At 43.2% G+C, this 25,210-nt stretch carries 25 protein-coding genes and 1 tRNA gene; 10 read left to right on the forward strand and 16 right to left on the reverse strand.

The genetic code is table 11. The features are described from left to right. The first annotated feature begins 260 nt into the window (after positions 1-260). The 4 genes from ACS72_RS05975 (at position 261) to ACS72_RS05990 (ending at position 2,860) form a co-directional block, all read left to right on the forward strand. Positions 261-944, forward strand: coding sequence for a Smr/MutS family protein (locus ACS72_RS05975; protein WP_005221425.1), 684 nt, complete (start codon positions 261-263; stop codon positions 942-944). A 93-nt stretch (positions 945-1,037) separates the two neighbouring features. Further along, the gene (gene folE, locus ACS72_RS05980; protein WP_171249847.1) at positions 1,038-1,586 is read left to right on the forward strand and encodes a GTP cyclohydrolase I FolE; all 549 of its coding nucleotides are present in this window, start codon (positions 1,038-1,040) and stop codon (positions 1,584-1,586) included. Between the two features lie 95 nt (positions 1,587-1,681). Next, positions 1,682-2,041: a cupin domain-containing protein gene (locus ACS72_RS05985; protein ID WP_048881557.1), complete on the forward strand. Its 360-nt coding sequence runs from the start codon at positions 1,682-1,684 to the stop codon at positions 2,039-2,041. A gap of 255 nt (positions 2,042-2,296) precedes the next feature. Then, on the forward strand, positions 2,297-2,860 hold the full coding sequence (locus ACS72_RS05990; protein WP_048881558.1) for a DUF4385 domain-containing protein: 564 nt from the start codon (positions 2,297-2,299) through the stop codon (positions 2,858-2,860). Position 2,861: 1 nt separating this feature from the next. On the opposite strand, the gene ACS72_RS05995 is transcribed toward ACS72_RS05990, so the two are convergent. The 5 genes from ACS72_RS05995 to hemE all read right to left on the reverse strand — a co-directional run bounded on the left by ACS72_RS05995 (position 2,862) and on the right by hemE (position 8,898). Continuing rightward, entirely contained in the window at positions 2,862-4,265 is a 1,404-nt protein-coding gene (locus ACS72_RS05995; RefSeq protein ID WP_048881559.1) for a diguanylate cyclase, read from the reverse strand. Positions 4,266-4,442: 177 nt separating this feature from the next. Then, positions 4,443-6,329 (reverse strand): DUF4105 domain-containing protein, encoded by a 1,887-nt coding sequence (locus ACS72_RS06000; protein WP_048881560.1) that lies wholly within the window; start codon positions 6,327-6,329, stop codon positions 4,443-4,445. Between the two features lie 72 nt (positions 6,330-6,401). Beyond that, positions 6,402-6,872, reverse strand: coding sequence for a DUF3015 family protein (locus tag ACS72_RS06005; protein WP_004810609.1), 471 nt, complete (start codon positions 6,870-6,872; stop codon positions 6,402-6,404). A 138-nt stretch (positions 6,873-7,010) separates the two neighbouring features. Next, positions 7,011-7,817, reverse strand: a complete 807-nt coding sequence (locus tag ACS72_RS06010; RefSeq protein WP_008303648.1) for a DUF817 family protein — start codon at positions 7,815-7,817, stop codon at positions 7,011-7,013. A 10-nt stretch (positions 7,818-7,827) separates the two neighbouring features. Next, positions 7,828-8,898, reverse strand: a complete 1,071-nt coding sequence (gene hemE / locus ACS72_RS06015; RefSeq protein WP_005221411.1) for a uroporphyrinogen decarboxylase — start codon at positions 8,896-8,898, stop codon at positions 7,828-7,830. Between the two features lie 198 nt (positions 8,899-9,096). Here hemE and ACS72_RS06020 point away from each other — a divergent pair, with 198 nt between their 5' ends. The 3 genes from ACS72_RS06020 (at position 9,097) to ACS72_RS06030 (ending at position 12,467) form a co-directional block, all read left to right on the forward strand. Next, positions 9,097-10,320 (forward strand): L,D-transpeptidase, encoded by a 1,224-nt coding sequence (locus ACS72_RS06020; protein WP_008303645.1) that lies wholly within the window; start codon positions 9,097-9,099, stop codon positions 10,318-10,320. 163 nt (positions 10,321-10,483) lie between these two features. Continuing rightward, positions 10,484-11,182, forward strand: a complete 699-nt coding sequence (locus ACS72_RS06025; protein WP_048881561.1) for a pirin-like bicupin family protein — start codon at positions 10,484-10,486, stop codon at positions 11,180-11,182. Positions 11,183-11,495: 313 nt separating this feature from the next. Then, on the forward strand, positions 11,496-12,467 hold the full coding sequence (locus ACS72_RS06030) for a class I SAM-dependent methyltransferase (RefSeq protein WP_048881562.1): 972 nt from the start codon (positions 11,496-11,498) through the stop codon (positions 12,465-12,467). Between the two features lie 162 nt (positions 12,468-12,629). Here the strand turns inward: ACS72_RS06030 and ACS72_RS06035 are convergent, their stop codons facing one another. From ACS72_RS06035 to ACS72_RS06050, 4 genes are all read right to left on the reverse strand, one after another. After that, a complete protein-coding gene (locus ACS72_RS06035; RefSeq protein ID WP_228256283.1) occupies positions 12,630-13,067 on the reverse strand; it encodes an autotransporter domain-containing protein in 438 nt (145 codons plus the stop codon). A 419-nt stretch (positions 13,068-13,486) separates the two neighbouring features. Then, positions 13,487-14,383: an MBL fold metallo-hydrolase gene (locus ACS72_RS06040; RefSeq protein WP_008303638.1), complete on the reverse strand. Its 897-nt coding sequence runs from the start codon at positions 14,381-14,383 to the stop codon at positions 13,487-13,489. Between the two features lie 2 nt (positions 14,384-14,385). Further along, the gene (locus tag ACS72_RS06045; protein WP_008303636.1) at positions 14,386-14,802 is read right to left on the reverse strand and encodes a DUF6691 family protein; all 417 of its coding nucleotides are present in this window, start codon (positions 14,800-14,802) and stop codon (positions 14,386-14,388) included. A gap of 1 nt (position 14,803) precedes the next feature. Next, positions 14,804-15,220, reverse strand: a complete 417-nt coding sequence (locus tag ACS72_RS06050) for a YeeE/YedE family protein (protein WP_004810628.1) — start codon at positions 15,218-15,220, stop codon at positions 14,804-14,806. 120 nt (positions 15,221-15,340) lie between these two features. Between ACS72_RS06050 and ACS72_RS06055 the strand changes: the two genes are divergently transcribed. Beyond that, on the forward strand, positions 15,341-15,661 hold the full coding sequence (locus ACS72_RS06055) for a metalloregulator ArsR/SmtB family transcription factor (protein ID WP_008303634.1): 321 nt from the start codon (positions 15,341-15,343) through the stop codon (positions 15,659-15,661). On the opposite strand, the gene ACS72_RS06060 is transcribed toward ACS72_RS06055, so the two are convergent. The 4 genes from ACS72_RS06060 to dsbD all read right to left on the reverse strand — a co-directional run bounded on the left by ACS72_RS06060 (position 15,658) and on the right by dsbD (position 19,670). After that, on the reverse strand, positions 15,658-16,020 hold the full coding sequence (locus tag ACS72_RS06060; RefSeq protein WP_004646570.1) for a YidH family protein: 363 nt from the start codon (positions 16,018-16,020) through the stop codon (positions 15,658-15,660). The genes ACS72_RS06055 and ACS72_RS06060 overlap by 4 nt on opposite strands. 107 nt (positions 16,021-16,127) lie before the next feature. Then, positions 16,128-16,868 (reverse strand): thiol:disulfide interchange protein DsbG, encoded by a 741-nt coding sequence (gene dsbG / locus ACS72_RS06065; RefSeq protein ID WP_048881564.1) that lies wholly within the window; start codon positions 16,866-16,868, stop codon positions 16,128-16,130. Between the two features lie 19 nt (positions 16,869-16,887). Beyond that, the gene (locus tag ACS72_RS06070; RefSeq protein WP_048881565.1) at positions 16,888-17,736 is read right to left on the reverse strand and encodes a TlpA disulfide reductase family protein; all 849 of its coding nucleotides are present in this window, start codon (positions 17,734-17,736) and stop codon (positions 16,888-16,890) included. Beyond that, positions 17,733-19,670 carry a protein-disulfide reductase DsbD gene (dsbD, locus tag ACS72_RS06075; RefSeq protein ID WP_048881566.1) on the reverse strand — a complete coding sequence of 646 codons (1,938 nt, stop codon included), beginning with the start codon at positions 19,668-19,670 and terminating at the stop codon, positions 17,733-17,735. The genes ACS72_RS06070 and dsbD overlap by 4 nt, the downstream gene beginning before the upstream one ends. A gap of 108 nt (positions 19,671-19,778) precedes the next feature. On the opposite strand from dsbD, the gene ACS72_RS06080 reads away from it, so the two are divergent. Further along, complete coding sequence (locus ACS72_RS06080; protein WP_048881567.1) at positions 19,779-20,453, forward strand: response regulator transcription factor; 675 nt, start codon at positions 19,779-19,781, stop codon at positions 20,451-20,453. Next, positions 20,446-21,810: an ATP-binding protein gene (locus ACS72_RS06085; protein ID WP_048881568.1), complete on the forward strand. Its 1,365-nt coding sequence runs from the start codon at positions 20,446-20,448 to the stop codon at positions 21,808-21,810. The genes ACS72_RS06080 and ACS72_RS06085 overlap by 8 nt, the downstream gene beginning before the upstream one ends. 629 nt (positions 21,811-22,439) lie before the next feature. Here ACS72_RS06085 and ACS72_RS06090 read toward each other — a convergent pair. The 3 genes from ACS72_RS06090 to ACS72_RS06100 all read right to left on the reverse strand — a co-directional run bounded on the left by ACS72_RS06090 (position 22,440) and on the right by ACS72_RS06100 (position 25,115). Further along, positions 22,440-22,530: transfer RNA gene (locus ACS72_RS06090), tRNA-Ser, on the reverse strand. 87 nt (positions 22,531-22,617) lie between these two features. Continuing rightward, a complete protein-coding gene (locus tag ACS72_RS06095) occupies positions 22,618-24,654 on the reverse strand; it encodes an NADPH-dependent 2,4-dienoyl-CoA reductase (RefSeq protein ID WP_004810648.1) in 2,037 nt (678 codons plus the stop codon). Positions 24,655-24,761: 107 nt separating this feature from the next. Next, a complete protein-coding gene (locus ACS72_RS06100; protein ID WP_004810650.1) occupies positions 24,762-25,115 on the reverse strand; it encodes a hypothetical protein in 354 nt (117 codons plus the stop codon). Between the last annotated feature and the right edge of the window lie 95 nt (positions 25,116-25,210).

Genomic DNA, 25,210 nt, shown 5'->3' on the forward strand with positions numbered 1-25,210 from the left:
GTTCTGCCCCAGCTTGAAATCTCTCTCTAAAATTCAGCCTATCAGCCTGGATATAATCAAATACATTCTGCTTATATGAACAGTAAGACCTAAAAAATCAAATAATAAACGTGAGCTCTTATTGTATATTCACGTTTAAATTTCATTTAAATATTCACTTGAACAGAATACCTAAACAGTATGAGCGCAATGCAGTTCTCATTTTCTTGAATCAGGACTATAATTTATCAATATTTTCGCATCTTGCATGTTTTTTGATTATGAGCAAACACGATTCTTCGCTTTCCAAAGATCAGTTTAATTTGTTGAAGCAATTTAAAAAACAGATCAGCAATCCACAGCCACGCGTTGAAGTTGAAGCACCTGCGGTGAAAACACCTGAACAGGAACAAGCTGATGAGCTGGAATTGTTTCGTAAACAGATGCAGGGTGTACAAAAAATCGATAATAGCAATATCGCAAAAATCGAAAAAGCCGGCAAGAAAAAACCGGATGCACAGACACTAGCCAAACGTGCTGCTGCTGAAGGTCCGATGCAGACTGATGAAACTGCCCTTTCAGATACCCAAGCCATGCTGAATCCAGTCGGAAGTCAGGCTGCGTTGAGCTATCGCATTGCGACCCTACAGCACAAAGTCTTTGAAGATCTGAAAGCCGGCAATCTGCGCTGGTATGAAGCAGTCGATCTGCACGGCTGTACCGTGGAAGAAGCACGTGTTGCAGTATTGCAAATTATCCAGATGGCGAAAGATGAAAATCAGAACGTAATTAAGATCGTACATGGTAAAGGTCCGGAAGCCATTTTAAAGACCTACGTAAATGGCTGGCTGCGTCAGCACCGTGATGTTTTGGCCTTTGTCAGCGCACCTGAAAACCAGGGCGGTACTGGCGCTGTGCTGGTTCTGCTCAAGCGTGCGGAAAAGAATCCAAAGTTCAAACAGTAATCGGAATTAACTCCAAATTAAGGCAATGTAATAGTTTTCTGCTACAATGCCGTCCTTGTTCTATCTCAGTGTAAGTGAATACGTCATATGACTATGCAGCAATCCTACGCAAACATTCTTACTGCCGTTGGTGAAGATTTAAATCGCCCTGGTCTCAAAGATACGCCTGTGCGTGCTGCGAAAGCGTTTTCGTATTTAACTTCCGGCTATAGCCAGACTCTGGAAGAAGTGACCAATAATGCAGTATTCCCGTCTGATAACCATGAGATGGTTTTGGTCAAAAATATCGAATTCTATTCGCTGTGTGAACACCATTTATTGCCATTCTATGGCCGTGTGCATATTGCTTATTTGCCAGAAGGCCGTGTTTTAGGCCTGTCTAAATTTGCCCGTATTACTGAAATGTTTGCACGTCGCTTACAGATTCAGGAAAATCTGACCCAGCAAATTGCAGAAGCAGTGGCTGAAGTGACTGGCGCACGTGGTGTGGCTGTGGTGATTGATTCTGCGCATATGTGCATGATGATGCGTGGTGTGGGCAAGCAGGAATCAACGACACGTACTGTTTCTTTTGTGGGTGATTTTAAAACCAATAAAGAAGAACGTCGTGAATTCCTGAGCGCAGTACCTGAAGCTTACTAATCGTTTTGATTTCAAAAGCCTCGACACTGGTTGAGGCTTTTTTATATGTGCTTTAATTTGTTCAATTTCAGATAACTTTAACTTGAGGATTCACTATGTCATCAATTTGGTTAGCAGGTCATGGTTTAACCCAGAGTGAAACCATAATTGATTATCCCCGTCCTGATCGCCTGGTCGTTGGCAATCCTAAACGTTCTACACAAAGCTTGTATGATCATCCCAATATGAATTGCGGTATCTGGGAATGTGAAATAGGTGCATGGAATATTGTGTTCGCTGAGAATAAACAGGAATTCTTTACGGTCATTGAAGGTACAGTTCGCTTGCATGATGCCAACAAAAAAAGTTATGTAGAAATCAAAGCGGGTAATGCAGGTATTATTCCGCCAGGCTTCGTCGGTACTTTTGAAGTGGTAGAGGCAGTCAAAAAATACTTTGTCGTAGTTGAAGCCTAAAACCTGCTTTTGCAGGTTTTTCTTTTTTAAAACTATAAATAAATTCGACTTCTACAATTCATTACAGCATCACTACCCGCTTTAGCACACTTCCATCCTACATTATTCCTGATCATCTATTCAGTTATGCAGATTGATCTGCTTGTCTATATGCACTTAATAAAAAATACATACATTTTAAGAAAGCTCATGGACTTAAAAAATACAGACAGGCATTCATGGTTATAGGGAAATATAGATACATAAGGAGAAAATATGACGATTAAAAAATCTTCAAAAAATGTTCCCCGTAAAACCTCGCGGGTAGTTTCGACCAGTTTTGATTACTCGCTGGATTTTGAAAAAATTGATTTTAGAAAACGGCCTGAATTGTACCGGATTGGACGTGGTGAACAGGGCGTGCTTTCAGTTGAACCATATAAATCGGAAATTTTGCCACATTGGCGTTTTGCCGATGAAGAGAAGGCTCAAGCAAGCAGCACTAAGATTTATGCCATGTTTATAGATTATCTGGAAAAAGAAGATTTTATTGGTGCGGATATGGCACGTAAATTCTTGCAGATGGGCTATACCCGTGCCCGCCGCTATGCTAATCATAAAGGCGGTAAAAAATATGACGGTCCGGTGCCAGATGACAAAAAAGGATTGAGCGGCGCCCACGGCAGAGACGAATTGCCTCGTCAGCGAGAAGATCCCGTTAAAGCTGCCGCAGCACGTATCTTTAAACAAAAATGGGATGAAGCCAAACTGCATCCCGAGTATATTAAGCAAAAACAGAAATTTAAAGACTGGATTGAATCGCTGCAATCACATCAATAATTTAGGTCAGTGATGGTGTATTCAATACTCGCGTATCCGGGTCATTTTTTGCCAGATACACCCGATTACGACCAGTATTTTTTGCTGCATATAAAGCTGTATCGGCAGTATCCAGGAACTTCTGGTAGTCCGGATGACCATCATAAATCACACAGCCAATACTCACGGTAAACTTGAACTGCATACCCTGTGCAGTCGTGATTATGCCTTCTTCAATAAATTTACGGATATTTTCTGCAATATTCATAGCACGGCGTTGATCAGTATCGACCAGCAATAGCAAGAATTCTTCGCCCCCCACACGGAAAGCATAGTCACCGCCCTGACTGTATTTCTGTAATCCATCCGCAATAAATTTTAGAGCCAGATCACCCGCCGCATGACCAAATTTGTCGTTAATGGTTTTAAAGAAATCGGCATCCAGCGCCAATAAGGCAAGCGGTGTCTGGTTCTGACGTGAATAAGTAATTTCGCGGGAAATAATGGTATTTAGATAGCGACGATTGAGTAATTGAGTCAGAGAATCATTACCCGATTCAATATATTCTGCCACCTGAAATAGCTGATCAATCAGATGCTGAATCTCACGATTCAGCTCACGAATCTGCTGAATCAGGTTCAGTTTTTTCGCTTCATCCTGACATTCTAAAATGATCTGATTTAGCGTATCGACCTGATGAATGCGTTCAATAATTAGCTGAACCTGATCTGAGCCGGTAAATGCATACGAGGCTTTATGAATAAACCATAGGCCAAATTCAGATTTGGACAGTAGTGGATGACGTAGGGTTTCCTGACCTGAGAACACTTTGTACATCAGCTCATTTTCCCAGTCGAGTAAGCAACTACGCTGCTTATCTTTTTGTACTGCAACATCCTGCATGGCAGAGAACAGACGATAACTGTGCTTGATTTCCTGATTTTTGGCAGTTTTTGCCTCATAGGAACGGCACATGATTTCAGTAGCGAAGCTCATAACCTGTACCAGATAGCTACAGGTCGTCAGTGTCAGCAACTGATCATCTTCTTCTAACAGCTCAAATATCTTGCGTTCAATTTCACGTACACCACGCATAATCAGCCAGGACGGAATACCTACCCGGGCATGGACATGACCGACGGTATGCTGTTTCTGTACAGCCTGTAAATAGTGCTTATTGATACCGACACTAAAACTTTCTAACAGCCATTGATGCAAAGTGTTGCGCAGGCGCTGCTGAATCAGATCATCAGAAAAGAACTCTGCCGACTCTTTTTCCACCAGCATATTTTTATAAAACTCTTCCACCAGTATCGGGGCATTATCCTGTATAAACTGGAAGGCATGGACTAAATCATCTGATGAATAATTTTGGCATATATGCTGCCACTGTCCCGCTAGCATATGCATACATTCATTGTCCATACTCAAACACCCCAATAAATTAGGTGAACAATATATCAAATTTATAAGCTATCGTTACCCCATACATCCATAATTTTGATAAAACGACATCTAAAACAGCCACAAAATCCTTATATTTTTGTAACTTCTATTTTTATTTAAATCAGTAACTTTTAGAGATTTTACTAGAAAATTCACTTAAAAATAACGAATATAGTGTAAATGTAATGCCTGCCAGTCCAGACTCCCCTGCTGCTGGTATTGCCATCCAATCCGAATGGCATTTTGCATATTTAGGCTATATTGCAATTCTGTATTCAGGTTGAGCATCCATTGCTGACTGTCATGCCAATAAGGGAGCTCTATCTGTACCAGACTGTTAATTCGGTCCGTCCAGATATTCTGACAGCCTGCGGTTGGCCCCAGACCTGCACGCCAGCCCTCATCAAGGGCTTTACCAGCCTGCACATGCGTTTGTAATTGCACATAACATAGATGTTCACGTTCGGCATTAGCCCAGCTATAGCCACCCTGTACCTGAAAATTGGCTACACCATGCTGCTGCTCAGTACTGAACCCTCCTTCCCGGTCAAGAGCTTCCTGTTTCCAGCCCAGATTAAAGCCCCAAGACAACGGAACCTTAAATGCATGAATCGGGTTATAAGAATTAACTGTTAACAGGTCTAGATGTTCCAGTTTGATACGATCATCACGGTATTGCAGCGCACCATCGAGAAATAATAATTGAGTGCCTGTGCGTAATCCGCCTTGTGGATCCATCAGATCATGATAAGCCTGACGGAAACCTAACTGAATCGCAGTTTGATCCTGTACCTGTCCAGCCTTAAATACGAAATTACGTGCATGATGGCTTTGGGTCGGATCTACTTTTGGAGTTTCTGGCTGCTGACGCTGTTTCTCTATGGCCAGCTGGCTTCTTAATCCCAATAACTTGCGAAAGCGTGGTTGGGCAAATGCTTCATCTACTTCCTGACGCAGAAAATCCAGATATAAATGATCATAGGCCATTTCCAGTATCTTGGCCTGATCTTCAGTAGGATAGTTGTGCAAGATCTCAGACATCTTAGCAGTTTCTGCATAAGCGACCTGATGTGCAGTTTTTGCCAGAACTTTACCATGCTGGCGAGATTGAGCCAGCAACTGGGTTTCGAGGGCTGGTCGATAGATTTTTTCCCGAATCAGCCCTTGCTGCTCTACAACTTTTAAGGTTTCTACCGGAATAGCGGTCGTACCGAACTGTTTTTGCAGATTCAGTCCAGGTCGGACTAAGTCGAGCAGACCTAAGAGACGATATGAACAATTATCATTAATAAAATAATAAGGGAAATTGACCTGTTGCATTTCCCACAGATGCTGTACCAGAAAAGTGGTTTCTTCAGGCGTCAGATTAAGTTCATATTCCCATAAATCCCGGCTTTCAAAATCGCCATATTCTTTGACTTTGCGATAATAAGGCATCAGTGAATATTCACCCGGATATTGCCCGGTTAGGCCTTTCCAGGCAAAGGACCAGTTATCATTGCTGTCTACAGTCGCTGCATAATTGACTGCATAAGAAATCAGCTTGAGTTCCTGCTGGTCTTTAGGGTCCAGACGCAGCAAAGTATGCCCAAACATTGAGCTCGGATTCCCCATAAAATCTGTCGCATAAATCAGGGTAGCTTTATAAGGCTTCACCTCCCCAATCCAGCGTTCAAGATCAGGACAACTTAGCTCAGGCAATTGCTGCTCAGAGATATTTAACTGCTGCATGAGCCAGTGACTACGTGCGGGAAACTTGCAGCGCACGGACTGGTTGGGGGCAGCAGCTAAAAATAATGCCTGTATATTCTGCTGCATTTCCTGTTGCAGGTTACTTCCTCCCTGCTCTGCCAGAAAATAACCAGAGTAGCTGACCTCACTCTGACCTTTGCTATTGGCATACATTAAACGCTGCCAGGTTTCCGCCTTAAACAGCTGCTTCTGTACCGCCTGATCAAGATAAGGCTGAATATCTGGGGAAACGGTCGTAGCAAAACTTACGGGACTCGATAGCAAAGCTATGAGTAAAAAAGCATATTTCATTCAGTCAACGTATTCTTTGGTTTTTATAGTCATAAGAAAACCCTGCCAGTAGCAGGGTTTTTTAAGGATCCGTTAGATGTAAGATTTTAACACTTCATCTTTAGCCATCACGTTTTGTAATGAGCTCAAAACCTGTAAAGTATTTTGATTTTCTTCTGAATAGATTTCAGAGAAATTCTGCTTGGATAAAGTAAAGAAGCGTGCTTTATCTTCAGATTTAATATTCAGCAATTCTGCAAGCACATTCAGGCTTTCACCTTCACCAACAGCCATATCGCGTGCCAATGCTTCCGCATTTTCATTGGTAAACGTCACAACTTGTGCAGTGACTGTTCCTCCCTGACTACAACCCAAGGTACCGAAAGTAATCCCGAGCCATTGGTTAGTAAACAGAACGTTTGTAGTACCAGCAAGCAGTTTAGGAATAATGCCTGACTGACCTGCCCACACCTGACTACCGACACCACAACCAACATCATTGTCAGCCATCGCCAGGCTCGAACCAGTCGCTAATACTGCTGCGAGCATAATTTTTTTCAACATACTTATTCTCCGGTTATTCTCTGCATCTTTGTTATTGATATAATTATGTAATTTATATTACACATTAAGCAGATTAGCTGGAAGCTGATCGATACGCAATGTCAAAAACGTCCATGTTAACCAAAGAAAACATTAATTTTATGAAGAAGCTTTCAACTGCCAATTTCCTCTAGAATCACGCACCCCTAAAATCTTCATAACCAGCACCAGACTGAGCAATAATAACAAGTACCAGGAACCTAATTTTGCCCAGCCGACCATATGCCAATTTTCTACCTGACTTGGATAGAGCCAGATCTGGTAAAAGGTACTGATATTCTCTGCAATCCAGATAATAAAGGCCAGTAAAGCCAGGACCGGTAACATCGGCAACTGAAAGGAATGCCGGTTCAGCTGAAAGCGGATTTGAGTTTTCCAGAAGATCAGCGCGCTCCAGATAAAAAGAAGAATACGATAGTCTGGAATAAAGAACTTGCTCATGAAGTTAATATAGGACAACAAGGCCAGTGCCATCATATTGGCAAAACCAGGTAAGTGATTAAAAGAGACCTGAAACAGACGTAATGAACGCGCAAAAAAACTGCCAACCGCTGAATACATAAATCCTGCAAACAACGGGACGGTTAAGATCTTGAAAATGGCGGGTTGTGGATAATGCCAGGAAGCAATCGCAGGATGGGTTAGAAAAATTTCCATCACCATCGCCAGAATATGAAATAGCGCAATGACTCTGGCTTCTGGCCAGGATTCTAATTTGGCATATAACAGAATGACCTGAATCACCAGAGCATAAAATAGAAGGTAGTCATAACGGTAGAAGCCGTAAAAGAGTTCACTCCCCATTGAAGCGCTAAAAGCAAAAGCCAGCAGGAGTAAGATCCCAAATAAGGCAGCCGATGCTGCCTTATAAGAAAATTCAAACCCTGATTTGAGTAGGTTGATCAAGGTTTACATCCTAAAGATATTTAGCGCTGTACTCATGCACGGTATCAATAAACGCTTTAGGATGGGCTGGATCTACCCATTGTGTAATGCCATGTCCAAGATTTGCCACATAACCGGTCTTTTCACCATTAGCATATGCATCGTCCAGCATCAGCCGGGTAGCTTTAGCAATTGCGTCTGGAGAACCATATAAGGTTGCAGGATCAAGGTTGCCTTGTAGTGCTGCACGACCAGCAACAGTCTGACGGGCAACATTCAACGGCGTAGTCCAGTCCAGTCCAAAAGCATCTGCACCTGTTGCTACCATTGGTTCAAGCCACTGGCCACCACCTTTGGTGAAAAGGATCACAGGGATCTTGCGGCCTTCTTTTTCACGCTGCAAACCTGCGACAATTTTCTGCATATAATTAAGTGAAAATTCGATATATTCACGATGCGCTAGTGCACCACCCCAACTATCAAAAATCTGCACCGCCTGAGCACCTGCATCAATCTGGGCATTCAGGTAATCCGTTACTGCATCTGCCAGACGTGTAAGTAATGCATGCAGCACTTCAGGCTGTGCATACATCATTTGTTTGGTAAAGCGGAAATCCTTGCTGGAACCACCTTCAACCATATAAGTCGCCAGTGTCCATGGACTGCCCGAGAAGCCAATTAAGGGAACTTGTCCACCTAATGCTGAACGGATCGTAGTAACCGCATTCATGACATAGTCTAGATCTGCTTTGGCATTAAATGCTGGCAGATTCGCTACATCCTGCTCGGTACGTACGGTTTTATGAAACTTAGGACCTTCACCGGCTTCAAAATACAGACCCAGACCTAATGCATCCGGCACAGTCAAAATGTCCGAAAATAGAATGGCTGCATCAAGTTCATAACGGCGCAGCGGCTGCAAGGTCACTTCACAGGCAAATTCGGTATTCTTGCAAAGAGACAGGAAATCCCCTGCCTTGGCGCGTGTTTCACGGTATTCTGGTAAATAACGGCCTGCCTGGCGCATCATCCATACGGGTGTGGTATCTACAGGTTCACGCAACAATGCACGCAGAAAACGATCATTTTTTAAGGTCGTCATTCACATTACCATCAATCTTTGACATTCAGGACATCATAGCAAAAAGCCTCCATTTTTAATAACTTCACATTACTTTAAAAATCGATCATCATAAGTGAAGAATTAAGGGTGTCACAAAACAACTACTGCATCTCCATAGTTTTTCTGTAATACTTATTACGTTATTTAAATAGTTTATGAATAATTAGGTTGAATTACATGTTCGTTCGCACAATGCTCGCAATGAGTTTAAGTTGCATTATTGCAGGTACTGCCTTCGCTGCTTCTGCTACTGAACAGCCATTAAATCCCAAAAAAGTAGCGACTGATGTTACGGTTCAAGACCCGATCGATCCGCTTGCTACAGAAGCATCAGCAGCCAAATCTACAGATACTCCTATTTCAGCTCGGGAACAAAGCGATCTTACTCAGGCTTCTGAGACCCTGGATGGCCTGCAGGCAGCTGAAGATCAAAATGCGGATATCGGTGCTGCCCCAACAGCAGCCGCTAAAAGTACATCTGCTCATGCCAATAAAGCATCTTGGACGCTAGATGGTCTGAATAATGCTGAATGGTATGAAGATATTGGTAAAGGTCAGTTCCCTGTTTACGCACGTGCACATGTCATGCTGAACAATGCTCATGCTTCGCCAGGTGCAATTGATGGAACTAGTGGTAAAAATACCCTGAAAGCGCTGGCTTCTTTCCAGCAAATGAATGGTATCAAGCCGACCGGTACATTGACCAAAGAAACCTGGGATAAGTTGATAGAATTGCAAGCGTCTAAGCCTGCATTTGTCGAATACACCATTTCAGCAGACGATCTGAAAGTACCTTTGGCAAAATCAATTCCATCTGATTATGCGCTACAGGCTAAAATGCCTGGTCTGTACTACACCAGCATGTCGGAAATGCTTGCTGAAAAATTCCACATGGATGAAGCATTCCTGAAACAGCTCAATCCAGGAGCAAACTTCAGTAAAGCAGGCCAAAAACTTCTGGTTGCTAATGTCCGTAACAACCTGCCTGAAGACATTCATTTGATTGTAGCGCACAAAGGTGCCAAACAGCTGTATCTGTTTAACAGCAAAAATAAAATGATTGCCTCTTTCCCGGCAAGTATTGGTAATACTAGTACGCCTTCTCCAACGGGTACTTATAAAGTAACAGGTGTGGCGCGTAACCCGTATTATAGCTATTCACCTTCTAACTTTGTTCAAGGTAATAACACCAAACCGCTTTCCTTACCCCCTGGCCCGAATGGTCCAGTCGGTAATATCTGGATTGGTCTGAGCAAGAAATCATTTGGTATTCATGGTACGCCAAATCCATCGATGATTTCCAAGTCTTATTCACACGGTTGTATCCGTTTGACCAACTGGGATGCCAATGATCTTGGCCGTAAAGTGAAGTCAGGTGTAACTGTCCGCTTCCTGGAATAATCAGTTCTATATAAAAAATGCCCGCTTTCGAGTGGGCTTTTTTATGCTTCAATAAAATTCAGATCGTTGCAAAACTGCAATGATCTGTCGCATGGATAGGCTTTTTATAAAATAAATACAACGCTAAGATAGGATCATGTTAAAAAAATAGATGAGATGAAAAATGGATGCTTTCCTGCATAAAAGCGAAAACCGTGGTCATGTCAAAATGGGCTGGCTGGAATCTAAACACAGCTTTTCATTTGGTAACTGGTATAACCCTAAATATATGGGTATCAGCGCACTGCGTGTGATTAATGACGACTTGATCGATGGTCACCAAGGCTTTGGTCAACACCCACATGACAATATGGAAATCCTGACCTGTGTACTTAAAGGTACGATTACCCATCAGGACAGCATGGGCAATCACGGCGGGATTTCTGCGGGTGAGTGGCAACTGATGAGTGCCGGTACAGGTGTTCGCCATAGTGAAATGAACCAAGGTGATGAACAGGTCCATTTGCTACAAATCTGGATCATTCCAAACGAACATGATGCACAACCGAACTATCAGCAAATTAAGCTGGATCCACGTGAACAACCTAACCAGTGGCATCTCATTTGTGGACCAAATGATAACGCACCGATGCATATTCGTCAGAATGCTGAAGTGAAAACCGCAGTGATCAAAAAAGATCAGACTTTAGCAATCAAAGCCACTCAGCATATTAACTATGTGCATGTGATTTCAGGTGCAGTACAGATTGCCGAATACACCCTAAATGCAGGTGATGCAATTGCTTTTCTGGATGTAGTGGATATGAGAGCTCTGGATGATGCTCAAGTAATCTGGTTTGATTTGCCGGAAGTCAAAGACTAAGATTTTTATCAATTTTAGTTCTAAAAGGCTATTCATCTGCAAGGTGAATAGCCTTTATTTTTTATATCGTGAACTTATTTCTCTCTATGCAAGATTACAGATAAAAATAAATAATACCAATCCACAGCACTTCTTTACCTAAGTATTTATCATTTTCAGCGATTATTAAGCTTATTCATTTTAAGCAACCGTCTATCTATCACGTACGAAGAAACTCAACCTATTCTTATGGCTATCCTTCGAGTCATTTTTTATCATGAGCACAACAGATTGATTACTTGAAATTTTCTAAGAATCAGAAGAGAAAATCCTTATGAACCAGATCTTAGATATAAAAACCAGCCAACAGCAGGCTTTACTTTATTTATTGAATTTCTTAAAACAGCAAGACTATCAATTTACTGCAATTACCCCACTTTCTCATCAACGGATTCTGGATCGTAAACAAAATGATGTAAACAAAGAAATTACGCTAAAGGATATATTTGGCTGGAATCTTGGATTTAAAAAAACAGATCTTGATCCTGCGCTTTTTTCCATACTCGAAGAACATCAGCTTCTCAAAATTCAAGAAAACTTATATTTAAGTCAGGTACGGGTAGCTTCTCTCAACAATGCGTTATTTATTCACTCTGCCTTTCCGACCATAGAACAGGATGCAGTATTTTTTGGCCCAGATACTTATCGTTTTGCCTATCACTTGAAGCAATATTTAGCGAGTCGATCTGATCCATTGAAACGCGCGGTTGAATTATGTTGTGGTACTTCGGCAGCTGCCATCAGTATCGCAAAATATTTTCCAGATTATGATGAGTTGATTGTCGCGGATCTTAATCCGAAAGCCCTGTTATATAGTCAAATGAATATCGACTTTGCTGGTTTAAAAAAAATCCATCCGGTACAGAGTGATTTATTTGCAAATCTGCAAGGTCAGTTTGACCTGATTTTTGCCAATCCCCCTTATTTAATCGACCCGCATCAACGTCAATACCGGCATGGTGGTGATGAGCTAGATGGCAATGCTCTCTCTTTTCGCATCATTAAAGAAGGTATCCAGCATCTGAATCCGCGGGGATGTATATTCTTATATACAGGCGTTACCGTCACTCAGGATGGTAATCGTTTTGTAGAGCATTTAGAAAACTTAATGAGGCAGTATAAAAATATCAGCTGGTCTTATGAAGAGATTGACCCGGACATCTTTGGAGAAGAATTAGAACAACCGGCTTATCAGCATGTGGACAGGATTGCTTTGGCGTTAGTGAAAATTGAAGTCAAACAATAATATTGTCGTCATTAAAAGCTCTTTATTTAATGTGTAAATACTCAGAAAACTTATAAATTTTATGAAAAATCTATAAAAAAATATCCCAGTAATTTATTGATATTTTAAAGATTTATCTTTAATAAAAAACCGGCCTATGCCGGTTTTTTATTAAATCATTTTTTACCAGTTCAGTTCCAAACCGATACTTCCGCCTTGATCACTCGAACTTGATGAAGCGTACTTTCCATAGTACTGACCAAAAATTGAAAGATTGGTAATCGAGGTCATTTTAAAGCTCACATTCATATCAAAACTATTACGTTGTGGTTCACCACCTTGTGTCCTAAAGACATAACCTGGTGCAGAAACAAAACTTGCATCCATTTCTCGTTTGCTAGACAACTCATGGCTGAATGCAAAACGGGCATATGGCTGAATCACGCCTTCACTAAAGACAAAGTTTTTGTCAAACTGCGCACCGATGAATAACGGCGCACTATAGACACTCGTTTTTTCATACTGTAAAGCCAATGGATCTGTACTTTCTAACGCCGACTCGCGGAATGCTTTTGTATCTAGTTGGCTATACTGCGCTCCGATAAACCCGGTACGGTTCAGTCAGGCAAGCGAGATTAGTATCGGACTTGAACAGACAGAGCATGCATTAATCCTGAATATTCGGGATAATGGCGTCGGTTTTGATCCTGAATGTATTATAGAAGCCAAGCATATAGGGCTACAAAGTATGAAAATACGTGCTCAACGTGCAAATGGTACACTGAATATCCTGTCTTCAGGTCGGGGAACTCATATTCAGGTCATGTTAAGTTTTTAAAATTATTTAGGATAGTTAAATACTTATTTTAATTTATCAAGACTAAGCTGCTTTTTTCCTCCGATGCTTAAATGTAGTGTGGCACAGAATGAGGTGAAGCATAGGAAGGAAATAAAATGAGCTGGCATTTCCCTTTTATAATCAAGTCTTATAAACAACAAAGCCCTGTATCTACAGGGCTTACAGAAGCAGCAGTTCAAAACTATTTAAAATAATTCAATGGCAATTTCAGATAAGACATACCATTGGCTTCAGGTTCAGGGAACTGCCCTGCTTTCATATTAATCTGAATTGCCGGCAAAATCAGTTTCGGCATATTTAAAGTAGCATCACGCTGATGTCGCATTTCGACAAACTCTGCTTTACTGGTGCCTTCTTGGATATGAATATTCTGGGTTTTCTGGGTGTGTACATCAGTTTCACAGACATAATCATGACGCGTTGCAGGCAAATAGTCATGACACAAGAACATCCGAGTTTCAGGCGAAAGCTGATACAGTGACTGTACCGAATCGAATAAGGTCGATGCACTACCACGCGGAAAATCGCAACGTGCCGTACCATAATCCGGCATAAACAGGGTATCACCCACAAATACCGCATCCCCGATCACATAGCTGAGACAGGCCGGTGTATGCCCTGGCGTAGGAATATTATAGGCATCCATTTCACCAATCTTGAAATGCTCATGATCCTCAAACAGGTAGTCAAATGGCTGCAGGGCATTAAACTGTTTCATGTCCAGATGATAAATCGCCCCAAAGGTTTCCTGTACCACAGAAATCTTCTGGCTCATGGCAATTTTTCCACCCAGTTCTGCCTTGAGATATTGCGCTGCTGTCAGATGATCGGCATGAACATGGGTTTCCAGAATCCACTCGACAGTTAAATTTTGTGCCTTAACATAGGCAATAATACGATCTGCATGTGTAGTCGATGTGCTGGCCGAGGCCGCATCATAATCCAGGACACTGTCAATAATGGCACAATGTCCGGTTGCAGGATCACTCACCACATAACTGAAGGTATTGGTGTTTTCTTCAAAGAAATCTTGCACAACCGGTTGTTGTACCTGTTTTTCCATTGAAATATCTTGCATAGTTAAGCTCCTGACCATTTACGGTGAATCCATACACCCACCAGCATTGCTACAACAAAATAGAGCACTTGATAGTGACCCAAACCGATCAAGGTGAAACTTGGTGCCGGACAGATGCCCGCAATCCCCCAACCTGCACCAAATAAAACCGCACCCGTAATCAGTTTCTTATCTATCTGATTATTTTTAGGCAAATCAATAGGCTCATTAAATATTGTTTTCGGTTGAGCCTTACGTAATGCTTTCTGGAAGGGAATAAAGGCCACCGCAATCGCGCCCATCATCACAAAGGCCAGACTGGCATCCCAATCACCAAACAGATCCAAGAAATCGAGTACCTTTTCAGGATTGGACATGCCTGACACCATCAGACCCACAGAGAACAGAGCACCAAATAAAAAGGCAAACACATTTTTCATTTTAGAATGCTCCTGTGATATGACGGATAATATAAACGGTGACAAAACCTGCAAACATAAAAGTCATCGTCGCGACAATAGAACGCTTAGACAGCCGACTAATGCCACAAATTCCGTGACCACTGGTACAGCCCGACCCCAAACGTGTCCCGAAGCCTACCAGCAGACCTGCCACAATCATCATCAATGGGCTGGCATTCAATTCAATTTCAGGTTGTACAAACAGACCATAAATAAACGGTGTGATGATTAAACCTGATAAAAACCAGATCGCAGGCGTTTTAAATACGGTTTTTGGGTTTAATACCTGCCCAACCAAACCACTGATTCCTGCAATACGGCCATTGACGTAAAGATAGCCGACCACTGAAAGTCCGAGCATTAAACCGCCAATAAATGCGATGAGGAAGTCATGCATGATGAATCAATCCCTATACAATATACTTTTTTATATTATATAATAAAAAATAATAATCAAGCAGTTTTATGGTAAATTGTGTAAACTGCACGGGCTACATCAAAGGTTTCGAGGACATCTATGGATATGATTGCTGCAAATGCCAAAATTGATTTTTCACAGGTCGATTTCGTCAGCCAATGCCTAAAAGTTTTAGCCAATCCTGATCGTCTGAAAATCTTATGTATCTTAGTCGACGGGGAAATGAATGTTCAGGAAATTGAAGAATCTACCAATATTCATCAACCTACACTTTCACAACAGCTGACTGTACTGCGTAAGGCCGACATGGTTGGCACCCGACGTGAGGGCAAACAGATTTTCTATCGTCTGAGTGACCCCAAGGTCTTGAGCCTGATGCAAAAGCTGTACGAGCTGTATTGCGCCCAGCCCTCTTCTTAGTGCAGCCAAAAAGAAATGATCAGAAGCAGTCCGCTAAAAGCAGTAAACAGATTTAGCCATACGGGATACTGGGTGTAATAACCTTCAATAAATTCCGGCGGTCGCAGTGATGTCAACCCCCGTCGATATTGCAGGATTGAGGCGAAATTTACCAACATACCAAATACAATCACCGCAATTCCCAGCCATTGTGAATAAGCTATTTTCTGTGCATAAGTGTCTGGGTCCACCAGTTGCACTAGCAGGTTGGATTTTTCAATCACAAAACCAAAAGCAATTAATGCCAAACCACTCCGATTCCACGCCAGAGCGGTTCGTTCCAAAGCAAGCAGTACCCGTGGATCATCCAAATTTGAAATTTCTTATCTGCTCTTCATGCTTAGCCTATCCACCAATGTAAATCTGCCTCCCTATCATGTATAGATGTTTTAAGTAAAAATTACTTTTCTATCATGCAGTTAAAATATTATTGTTCAAAAATTTCCTTGACATCCATCGCCAGGCCTTGAGTAGATTTAAATTCACCCTGATTGTTTTTCCAAGCCATCGACGGTGTGGAGAAAAAGCCGTATTTCCCCATTAGGGCCTGGTTGGCATCAATTTTTGCAGCAATTTCGACAGGAATCTTTTCCATTTTCTTGAGCTGCTTTTTGCCTTTATTTTTATTTATATCGTTAAAAACTGCTGCTGGATTTTTCGACATCAACAATGTTGCCACCTGGCCACGGCTTTCTTCGCGGATCACACCGACCTGAATATGACGCAGCTGTACCTTGCCTGATTTGACCCAAGGCCGGGCCGCCTGCCAGAATTTATAGCAATATGGACAATTTGGATCGGAAAAGACATAGACCACACGTGGTGCATCTGGCTTGCCATCCTGGATCCAGGTGGATTTTTCCAGGGTTTTCCAGACGTCGTCCAATACCGCTTTTTTCATATGCTTTTCAATCTGTTCATTGGATAGGCTTTTCCCTTGCGCATCAAACAGTTCGCCCTTGATATAATATTTGTCATCATTGGAGATAAAGAGTGTATTGGAGTATTGGTCTTCATGCCCCACCCAGCCGGTCATTCCTTGCGGTGCCGGAATCTGTTTTACAAACACAAAACCCTGTTTTTCAATGTTCTGTTTAATATTTGCCTGTGTGTGCATGCTCATGATCAGGAACATACCTGCACCAAGCACCTGGTGAATTTTATTCATACTAAGTCCTTCCGTTTTTTTAAGGTTGATCTGAAATTCTGTTTAAATATTGCTGCAACATGGCCGGACTGAGTTCCCCCATATGCCGCTCGACCAGCTGGCCTTGAGCATTAAAAAACAGCGTCGTTGGCAGGCCAAAACTATTCAGCTGCTGGGGTAGTTCACCATATGGGTCCAGCAGGACATGTTTAAATTGAAACTGATGTTTTCTTAAATAGGCATTTACGGTGGCTACCTCCTCACCCTGATTGAGCATGATAAAATTCACTTGAGGATGCTGCTGGACTGCTCTGGCCAACACCGGCATTTCGCGGTGACAGGGCGGACACCAGCTCGCCCACAAATTAATTATCGTGGGCTGGCCAATGAATTGGCTGAGTGAAATCTTGTCTGTACCCAAACGCTCCTGTTCTAGTCCAGCAAAGGCTAGATCAGGAAACGCTGCTTCAGTTTTTAGACTGGATTTGAATACGAGTCCAAGCCCGATCCAGAGTACAAAGATGATCAACAAGATGGCTTTGAATCGGGTCTGCAACTGTCTGTTTCGAATGACATACCACAAAGCACCAATCAGCACCCCTCCCCATAAATGGAAACCTTTGTCCTGGATTTTCAGTATGTCGATGGGTGCTGCAAAATACAGCTCGGCATTGAGCAGAACGAAAATAAGACGTGCACCCAGCATCCCGAGCAAAAAACTGCTCCAGAGCAAATCCTGACTTTGTCCAAGCAGTTGTTTAGACCATGAATACTTTCTGGCTAATCCAAACAAAACAGCAGATAACAGCATCAAGCCAGTGGCAACAATTATGAGTGTCCAGGGCAACATCAAAGGTCCCAGATGCAGCGCATCACTGGAAATCATCATGGTTGCTCCCCTTGCAGTTGCTGCAATGTGCCTAGTAAATGTGTCGCGCTAAAACTTCCGGTTAAACGCAAGTCTCGCTGTTCCTGATGCGCTGCATTTAGAAATATGAAGGTGGGTGGTCCGAGGATTTGCCATGCTTTTAGCAGCTCATCCTGACTTGGATGATAGTGGGTCAGGTCTAATTTGATACGAACCACATTTTGTAAAGCCGTCTGGACATCACTACGTGGAATCACTTCCTTTTCAATCGGTTGACAGGCCACACACCAGTCTGCATAGACATCAATCACCGCCGGCTGTGCAGGATGTTTAGCTAAAACCTGTTGCAATTGTGCGGCTGTACTGACTCTCTGCCATTCAAGCCGTGATTCTACATGGGCGACCTGTACCTGGCTCCAGACATGATAGAGTTGCATACCTCCTGCATAGACCAGCACACCACTGAGCAGCATCAGGACTATTTTCGATACAGACCGATGCACATGAGGCAGCATCTTGAACAAGAAGTAGCCTGAACAGGTGATCAGTACCACACCCAAAAGGCTCAGGTATAAAATGCCGGGCAATAGTGGACGGGCGAAATACAAGGCCAGCGCCAGCATGACAAAGCCAAAGCTAAACTTCAGGCGATCCCTCCATATGCCAGGTTTGGGTAAAAGATGGGACCCAAATACGGCAGCAATAAATAGCGGCAAGCCCAGCCCAAAGCCTAAGACGAACAGATAACTGGCTCCCAGCATCGGTTGATTGAGCTGAGACACATAGATTAAGGCACCGGCCAACGGTGCACTCATACATGGTCCGACAATCAGTGCGGCGATCATACCCATGAGACCAGCACCAATCAGCGTGCCACCCTTCTGCTTTTGCTGCCATTGATCCAGACGCTGTAACATTCCCTGGGGTAGGGACAGTTGAAATGCTCCGAACAGATTAAGCGCGAACAAAACAAACAGAATGCTGAAAATACTGATGAATACCGGACTTTGAAACCAGCGCTGAAAACTGTAACCGAGCTGTGCCACAGCAAGTCCCATGACCGCATAGACCAGTGCCATACCCAAAACGAAGACCAGCGCAATCAGTGCCGCCCGGTAGCCCCGGTGCTGCTGAACCAGAATTCCCGTTAAAATTGGAATTAAAGGTAAAGAACATGGTAAAAATGCCAGCAGAATGCCAAGCCCGAGAAAAATCAGAGCATTAATTAACAGACCTTGTTCTGACAGCAGACTTAAAAAATACTGGTCATTGTTCCACTGGCTATTCATGCCTGCTGACGAAGTTTGATTTTTAGGGTCTGCAATAGGCGGGTCATTTTTCTCTGTTAATTCCACCTCAGGCTGCACCACAGGTTCAGAAACTGCAGCGACTTGCATTTCCTCTACCTTTTCTTCAGCCAGCGCTTGATTTGTACTTGGAGTTTGCTCTATAGCTTGGAGCTCATCTTTCTGAGCAGTCAGAATCTGTTTGTTTGCTTCTGGCTGTGTAGTGCTGACCAGCAGCTTTTGAGGCTTGCTTAAGTTTTGCGCTGGAAATAAACCATCTGCATCAGTTGTTATTGTGGTACGTTGCACCGGATAACATAAACCACTTTCTGCACAGCCCTGCCATTGCACCACAAACTGCTGGTTGGGCTGCACATTCATATTGGTTTTGACTTGCCCATAATACACCTGGGTCAAACCGAAATTGGGATCGTCTTTGTCTTCGGGTTTGGGCAGTGCCAACTTAACTGGGGTCTGCTGATGAGACACTTTAAGCTGGTCATGATACAGATAATAACCCTCTGCGATTTTCCAGCTAAGCTCTACCTGATCCTGACTTGTAGAAACCACCTGAAACTGAAATGCCTGATCTGGTGGTAAAAAATCTGCATATGCAGTTCCCGTCATGATTCCACCGCCGATCACGGCACCCAATATCCACTTCAACATCCAGCTGCTCTCCTCCTGTTAGGACTGCATTATTGAAAAACTAAAATTAAGGCAACATTAACAGCGCAAATCATTTATAAAATAATGGCAGTTTGATCAGGATGTTCTATGTTTATTGTATTGGTTGAGGATGATCCCTATATCGCACAGAGCATTTGTGCTGCTCTGAACTATCTGAATATTTCAGTAGAGCATGTCAGTCACGCACGTGCTGCGGATTATTTTATCCGGCATACTGCAGTCGATTTGTGTTTACTGGATTTAGGCCTGCCGGATCAGGATGGCCTGGAGCTGCTGCATAGCTGGCGACGCGACCAAATTGATCTCCCAGTACTGGTATTGACGGCGCGGCTACGGACCGATCAGTGCGTTCAGGCCCTGAATGCCGGTGCCGATGACTACCTGACCAAACCTTTTGAGCTGGAGGAACTGATTGCCCGGATTCATGCCCTCACCCGTCGCCACCGCGGCTTTGCATCGAATACACTGCAATTTGATGAACTGGTTCTAAACCGGGATACCCAGACTGTGACCTATCAAAACCAGGCCGTGAATTTATCTCGCCGTGAATTCAGCCTGCTGAAAACCCTGATGAGCCACCCCAATCAGATCCTGAAAAATGAACAGCTTATTGATAAGCTCTATGGTTTTCAGGACGCTATTGAGAGCAATGCCCTGAATGTACACATTTATCACCTGAGACAAAAACTGCATCCAGACTTGATTCAAACCGTTCGCGGTGTGGGATATATTTTCAAACCGTTTGAGCATCGTCATGTTTAGTCACAGCTTGAAATGGCGTCTGGTCATGAGTCTTTTGGCCGTGTTTATTGTGCTGTGGAGTGCGGTATTTTCATGGCTGTATATTGACCTGAAACAACGCTTACAAGACACACTGGATCAACGCTTATCGGCATCTGCACAAATGGTTGCCCGGCTGATTCAGCAGTTACCACTGGATAGTCTAAGGGATGCAACCTTATCCAAATTAGCCAAGAATGATGATGCAAACCAGTTAATTGCCTGTGAAGTCTCGCTTTTTAGCTCTGACATCTCGTTAGGCAATCAAGTAATTGCCAAAACACGCGGTGCTCCCAGAAATTTAAGCCAGCGACCAGAAGGATTCAGCACCTGGCAGCAGGGTGATACGGAATGGCGCAGTTATGTCCTGCGTCGTGGCGATATTCAGGTGGTGGCAGCAGAACGCATGTTCTTGAGGGATACCTTACTACAGAAGATTCTGCAGTCCGTACTGGTTCCCTTGGTCTTCTCACTGCTGATCTGTATTGCCCTGATCATCTTTATTATCCACAGACAGTTCCGGTCTTTGGATCAGCTCAGTCAATACCTGAACCAGAAAAACCTTAACTATTCAGAGGCGGCAGATTTTTTAATGCAGCTCAAGCCTGCAAGTATTCCTCAGGAAGTACAGCCTTTTGTCAACAATTTCACGCAGTTGATTCAGAAAATTAATGACAGTCTGCAACAGGAGAAAGCCTTTAGTGCCTATGCTGCACATGAGTTACGCAGTCCCCTGACCGCAATAAAAACCTATGTCCAATTGGTACAGCTGATCGGTCAGCAGCAGAACTTACCTGAATCCATTCAGCACAATTTGCAGCAGGCCAATGAGAGTATCCGACGTTATACGCTGTTACTCGAACAGCTTTTATTACTGACCCAATCAGAAAATAGTCTCCAGGAAATGACTGAGACCATCTGGCTTCGCCCCACACTTGAGAAAGTTCTTGCAGACTTAGGTACACGCTATCCAGAAATGAATGAAAAAATACAGGTGAACTGGGACAGCTTGGGTGAAATTCAGCTGCCTGAATTGGTGCTGTATACCGTACTGAAAAATCTGCTTGAAAATGCACTGCTACATGCTCAGGCTGCCCATATCTGGATTTCCATGCAGTCTGGTGGCCTGGTGATTGAAGATGATGGACAACAACTTACAGCCGAGAATATCCAACATTTAGGACAACGCTTCTGGCGCAAATCTGCTCAGCAGCATGGCCATGGTTTAGGACTGGCATTGGTTAAAAGCTTGCTAGGCAATTATCAATACCACATTGGATTTCAGCAGCGTCAGCCAGCAGGACTGACTATTAAAATTCAACGATATATTCAAAATTAATTTGAATTTAATAGATCTCTTTCATAAATCAAAAAATGATCGTGCTATTTATCTTTAAATGGATATTAAAAGTGCCTTCTCTCTTTGGGATATAAGAAGTACTACCTCATAAGAGGATGATGGGGTAGGAATCTCTCTTTGATGAGCATGCTCCGCAAGCCTCCTATAACGAGAAGGAATTGTCTTGATAGTGATTAAACATAATTTATGAAAGACTCTAATAATCATGCAAACATATAATTCTTAATTTCCCCCTAAAGCTGAAATTTTATTTTCTGCTATTTAAGTTTGAGCACTTGCTCCCATGAGGATCAGTATCAATACATAGATCAAGATTTTCGCCAGCTGAAAGCTTTATTATTTTGTCCAGATAAAGTTCTGCTTTTTTAACCTCTATAGTGGTTATAGCGCTCAATTAACTCAAACCACGTTTAATCCTATTTACCACACAAAAAAGGTCTAAGTTTTAGCTTTTGGCACTTTTTATCTACTTTATCACTGTCAATCTATCTCAGTCGTTTATATGTCCCCTACATTCTAATTTTTACTTTAATTTAATGATTCAGGTTCCGCATTCAAAATATCCAGACAATAAAAAACCCCAGTCATTGACTGGGGTTTTTCGTATCTGGCGGAAGCGGTGAGATTCGAACTCACGGAGGGGTATAAGCCCTCGTCGGTTTTCAAGACCGGTGCATTAAACCGCTCTGCCACGCTTCCATGTGCGCCATCATACGGAGCTTTTTCTCACCTGACAAGTGAAAATTACAGTGAATGCAATCAACTGCATATAGTTTCATCAAATCCTTACAATCTGGCTGCCAGTTCAGCACCTTCACGAATCGCGCGTTTGGCATCCAGCTCTGCCGCCAGTTTGGCACCACCAATAATATGATACTTAGCTATAGTTTTTTGACCTTCAACTGGCATGATTTCTTTCACTGATTCCTGACCGGCACATACCACAATCGTATCTACGCGTAGCAATTGGTCATGTCCATCCACTTCAATCCATAAGCCTTCATCAGTAACCGACTTATACTGCACACCCCGCAGCATGCGTACACCATGTTTTTTCAATTGTGCACGATGTACCCAGCCTGTGGTTTTCCCTAGACCAGCACCAAGTGGTGTGGTTTTACGTTGGAGCAGATAAATTTCCCGGACTGGTGCTTCAACCTCCGCAGGCTGCATTCCTCCTTCAGTTACATAATTTGGATTTGGGTCTACTCCCCATTCACGCTTCCATTCCTCTACAGGCATTGGCTGGGGTTGCAATGGCGGTTTTAGCAAAAATTCAGATACATCAAAACCAATCCCTCCTGCACCAATCACGGCAACTCGATCTCCGACAGATGCTCCATTCAACACTTCGGTATAGGACAAGACCTGTGGCGCATCACTACCCGCAATCTTCAAGGCGCGTGGTACAACGCCCGTCGCCACAATCACCTCATCAAAACCTTCACGTTCCAGCTGTTCACGATTGACCTTGGTATTCAGACGTAATTCAACCCCTGTCTTTTCTATTTGAACCTTGAAATAACGAATGGTTTCATGAAATTCTTCTTTACCAGGCACTACTTTGGCCAGGTTGAACTGGCCACCGACATCGTTCGTCGCTTCAAACAGGGTCACCTCGTGACCACGTCCGGCAGCCACCGTTGCCGCTGACATACCTGCAACGCCACCACCCACAACGGCGATCCGTTTCGGTTTTTTGGTTTTGACATAAACCAGTTCAGTTTCATATCCAGCACGCGGATTCACTAAACAGGTAGCACGCTGGTTTTTAAACGTATGGTCGAGACAAGCCTGGTTGCAGGCGATACAGGTATTGATCTCATCAACACGGTTGGTCGCTGTTTTATTAACCCAGAAAGCATCTGCCAGTAAAGGACGTGCCATTTGCACCATGTCCGCCTGCCCTGATGCCAGGATTTCTTCAGCAGTATCTGGCATATTGATACGATTCGATGCGATCACCGGAACAGTAACATTTTTCTTTACTTCTGCAGTGTACTCGACGAAAGCAGCCCGTGGCACAGACGTAACAATGGTTGGAATACGTGCTTCATGCCAGCCGATCCCAGTATTGAGTAAAGTAATTCCGGCCTTCTCTAATGCTTTAGCGACGGTAATGACTTCCTGCATGGTATTACCATCATGTACCAGATCCAGTAAAGACAGACGGAAGCAGATAATAAATTTTTCACCAATCTCGGCCCGAATCGCTTTGACAATTTCCACCGCAAAACGCATCCGGTTTTCGATCGAACCACCCCACCGATCATTGCGCTGATTAACATGACGACTCAGGAACTGGTTAATCAGGTAACCTTCTGAACCCATGATTTCCACACCATCATAGCCGGCTTTTTTTGCCAGACTGGCAGTTTTTACATAGTCCTGAATAGTAGCCAGAATCTGTTTTTCTGAAAGCTGTCGTGGTTTAAAAGGAGAAATCGGGGACTTGATTGGACTCGCTGAAACCACAAAAGGTTGGTAGCCATAACGGCCCGCATGCAGGATCTGCAACAGGATTTTGGCACCATGCTTATGCACGGCATGAGTTACCAGTCGATGCGGAGCAATATCTCCCAAGGTATTCATGGTCCCGCCTGCAGGCAGTAACCAGCCCTGACGGTTTGGAGAAATACCACCCGTGATGAGCAGCCCTACCCCACCTTTGGCACGCTCGCCAAAATAAGCTGCCAGTTTGGGGTAATTATAGAAACGATCCTCCAGCCCGGTATGCATTGAACCCATCACCACCCGGTTTTTAATCGTGGTAAATCCCAGATGAAGCGGTTTTAAAATATTCGCATAACGAGTCGTTGTCATGGCTATTCCCTTTGATGATGGCTTTGCAACTTGTTGCATATTACTCTAGCGTGTTTTTTATTTTTGTTTATGGCATTTTCACAAAATTATTGCTTTCTCAGGTCAACTCAGGCCTCCCACTGTTTCGCCGAGCTTTTCCATAATGCAATTGCCCCCAGTACTGTTCCTACAGGAAAACTCAACAGCATCAGCACCGCCATAACTCGGGAAAGTGTACGCCCCTCGCCCTGACCTTTCTTAACTTTCAGAGCTGCCTGAACATTGAAATAGATCAATACCAGCATTAATAGAATGATAAATCCCAGGCTGATGGTTGAAGCGGTTCTTTGCTGAGATTCAAGATAAAGAAATACTGCGCCACTAAAGATCAACAGGCCGGCATAAATGCCATGCAATACAGACAAAGTCTGATTACGCTCATGCAGTCGTGGCAGCTGGGGCGGGGTGATACTTGAATTCATAAGAGATTCCTAAAAAATTGTTATTGTTAGTTTTATCGTATCAGGACCAGGTAATGATCTCTACTTGGCATATTAAAACCCAAGAATGGATTTAA

It is taken from the genome of Acinetobacter sp. VT 511, from assembly GCF_001077515.1.
Lineage (GTDB): Bacteria > Pseudomonadota > Gammaproteobacteria > Pseudomonadales > Moraxellaceae > Acinetobacter > Acinetobacter schindleri.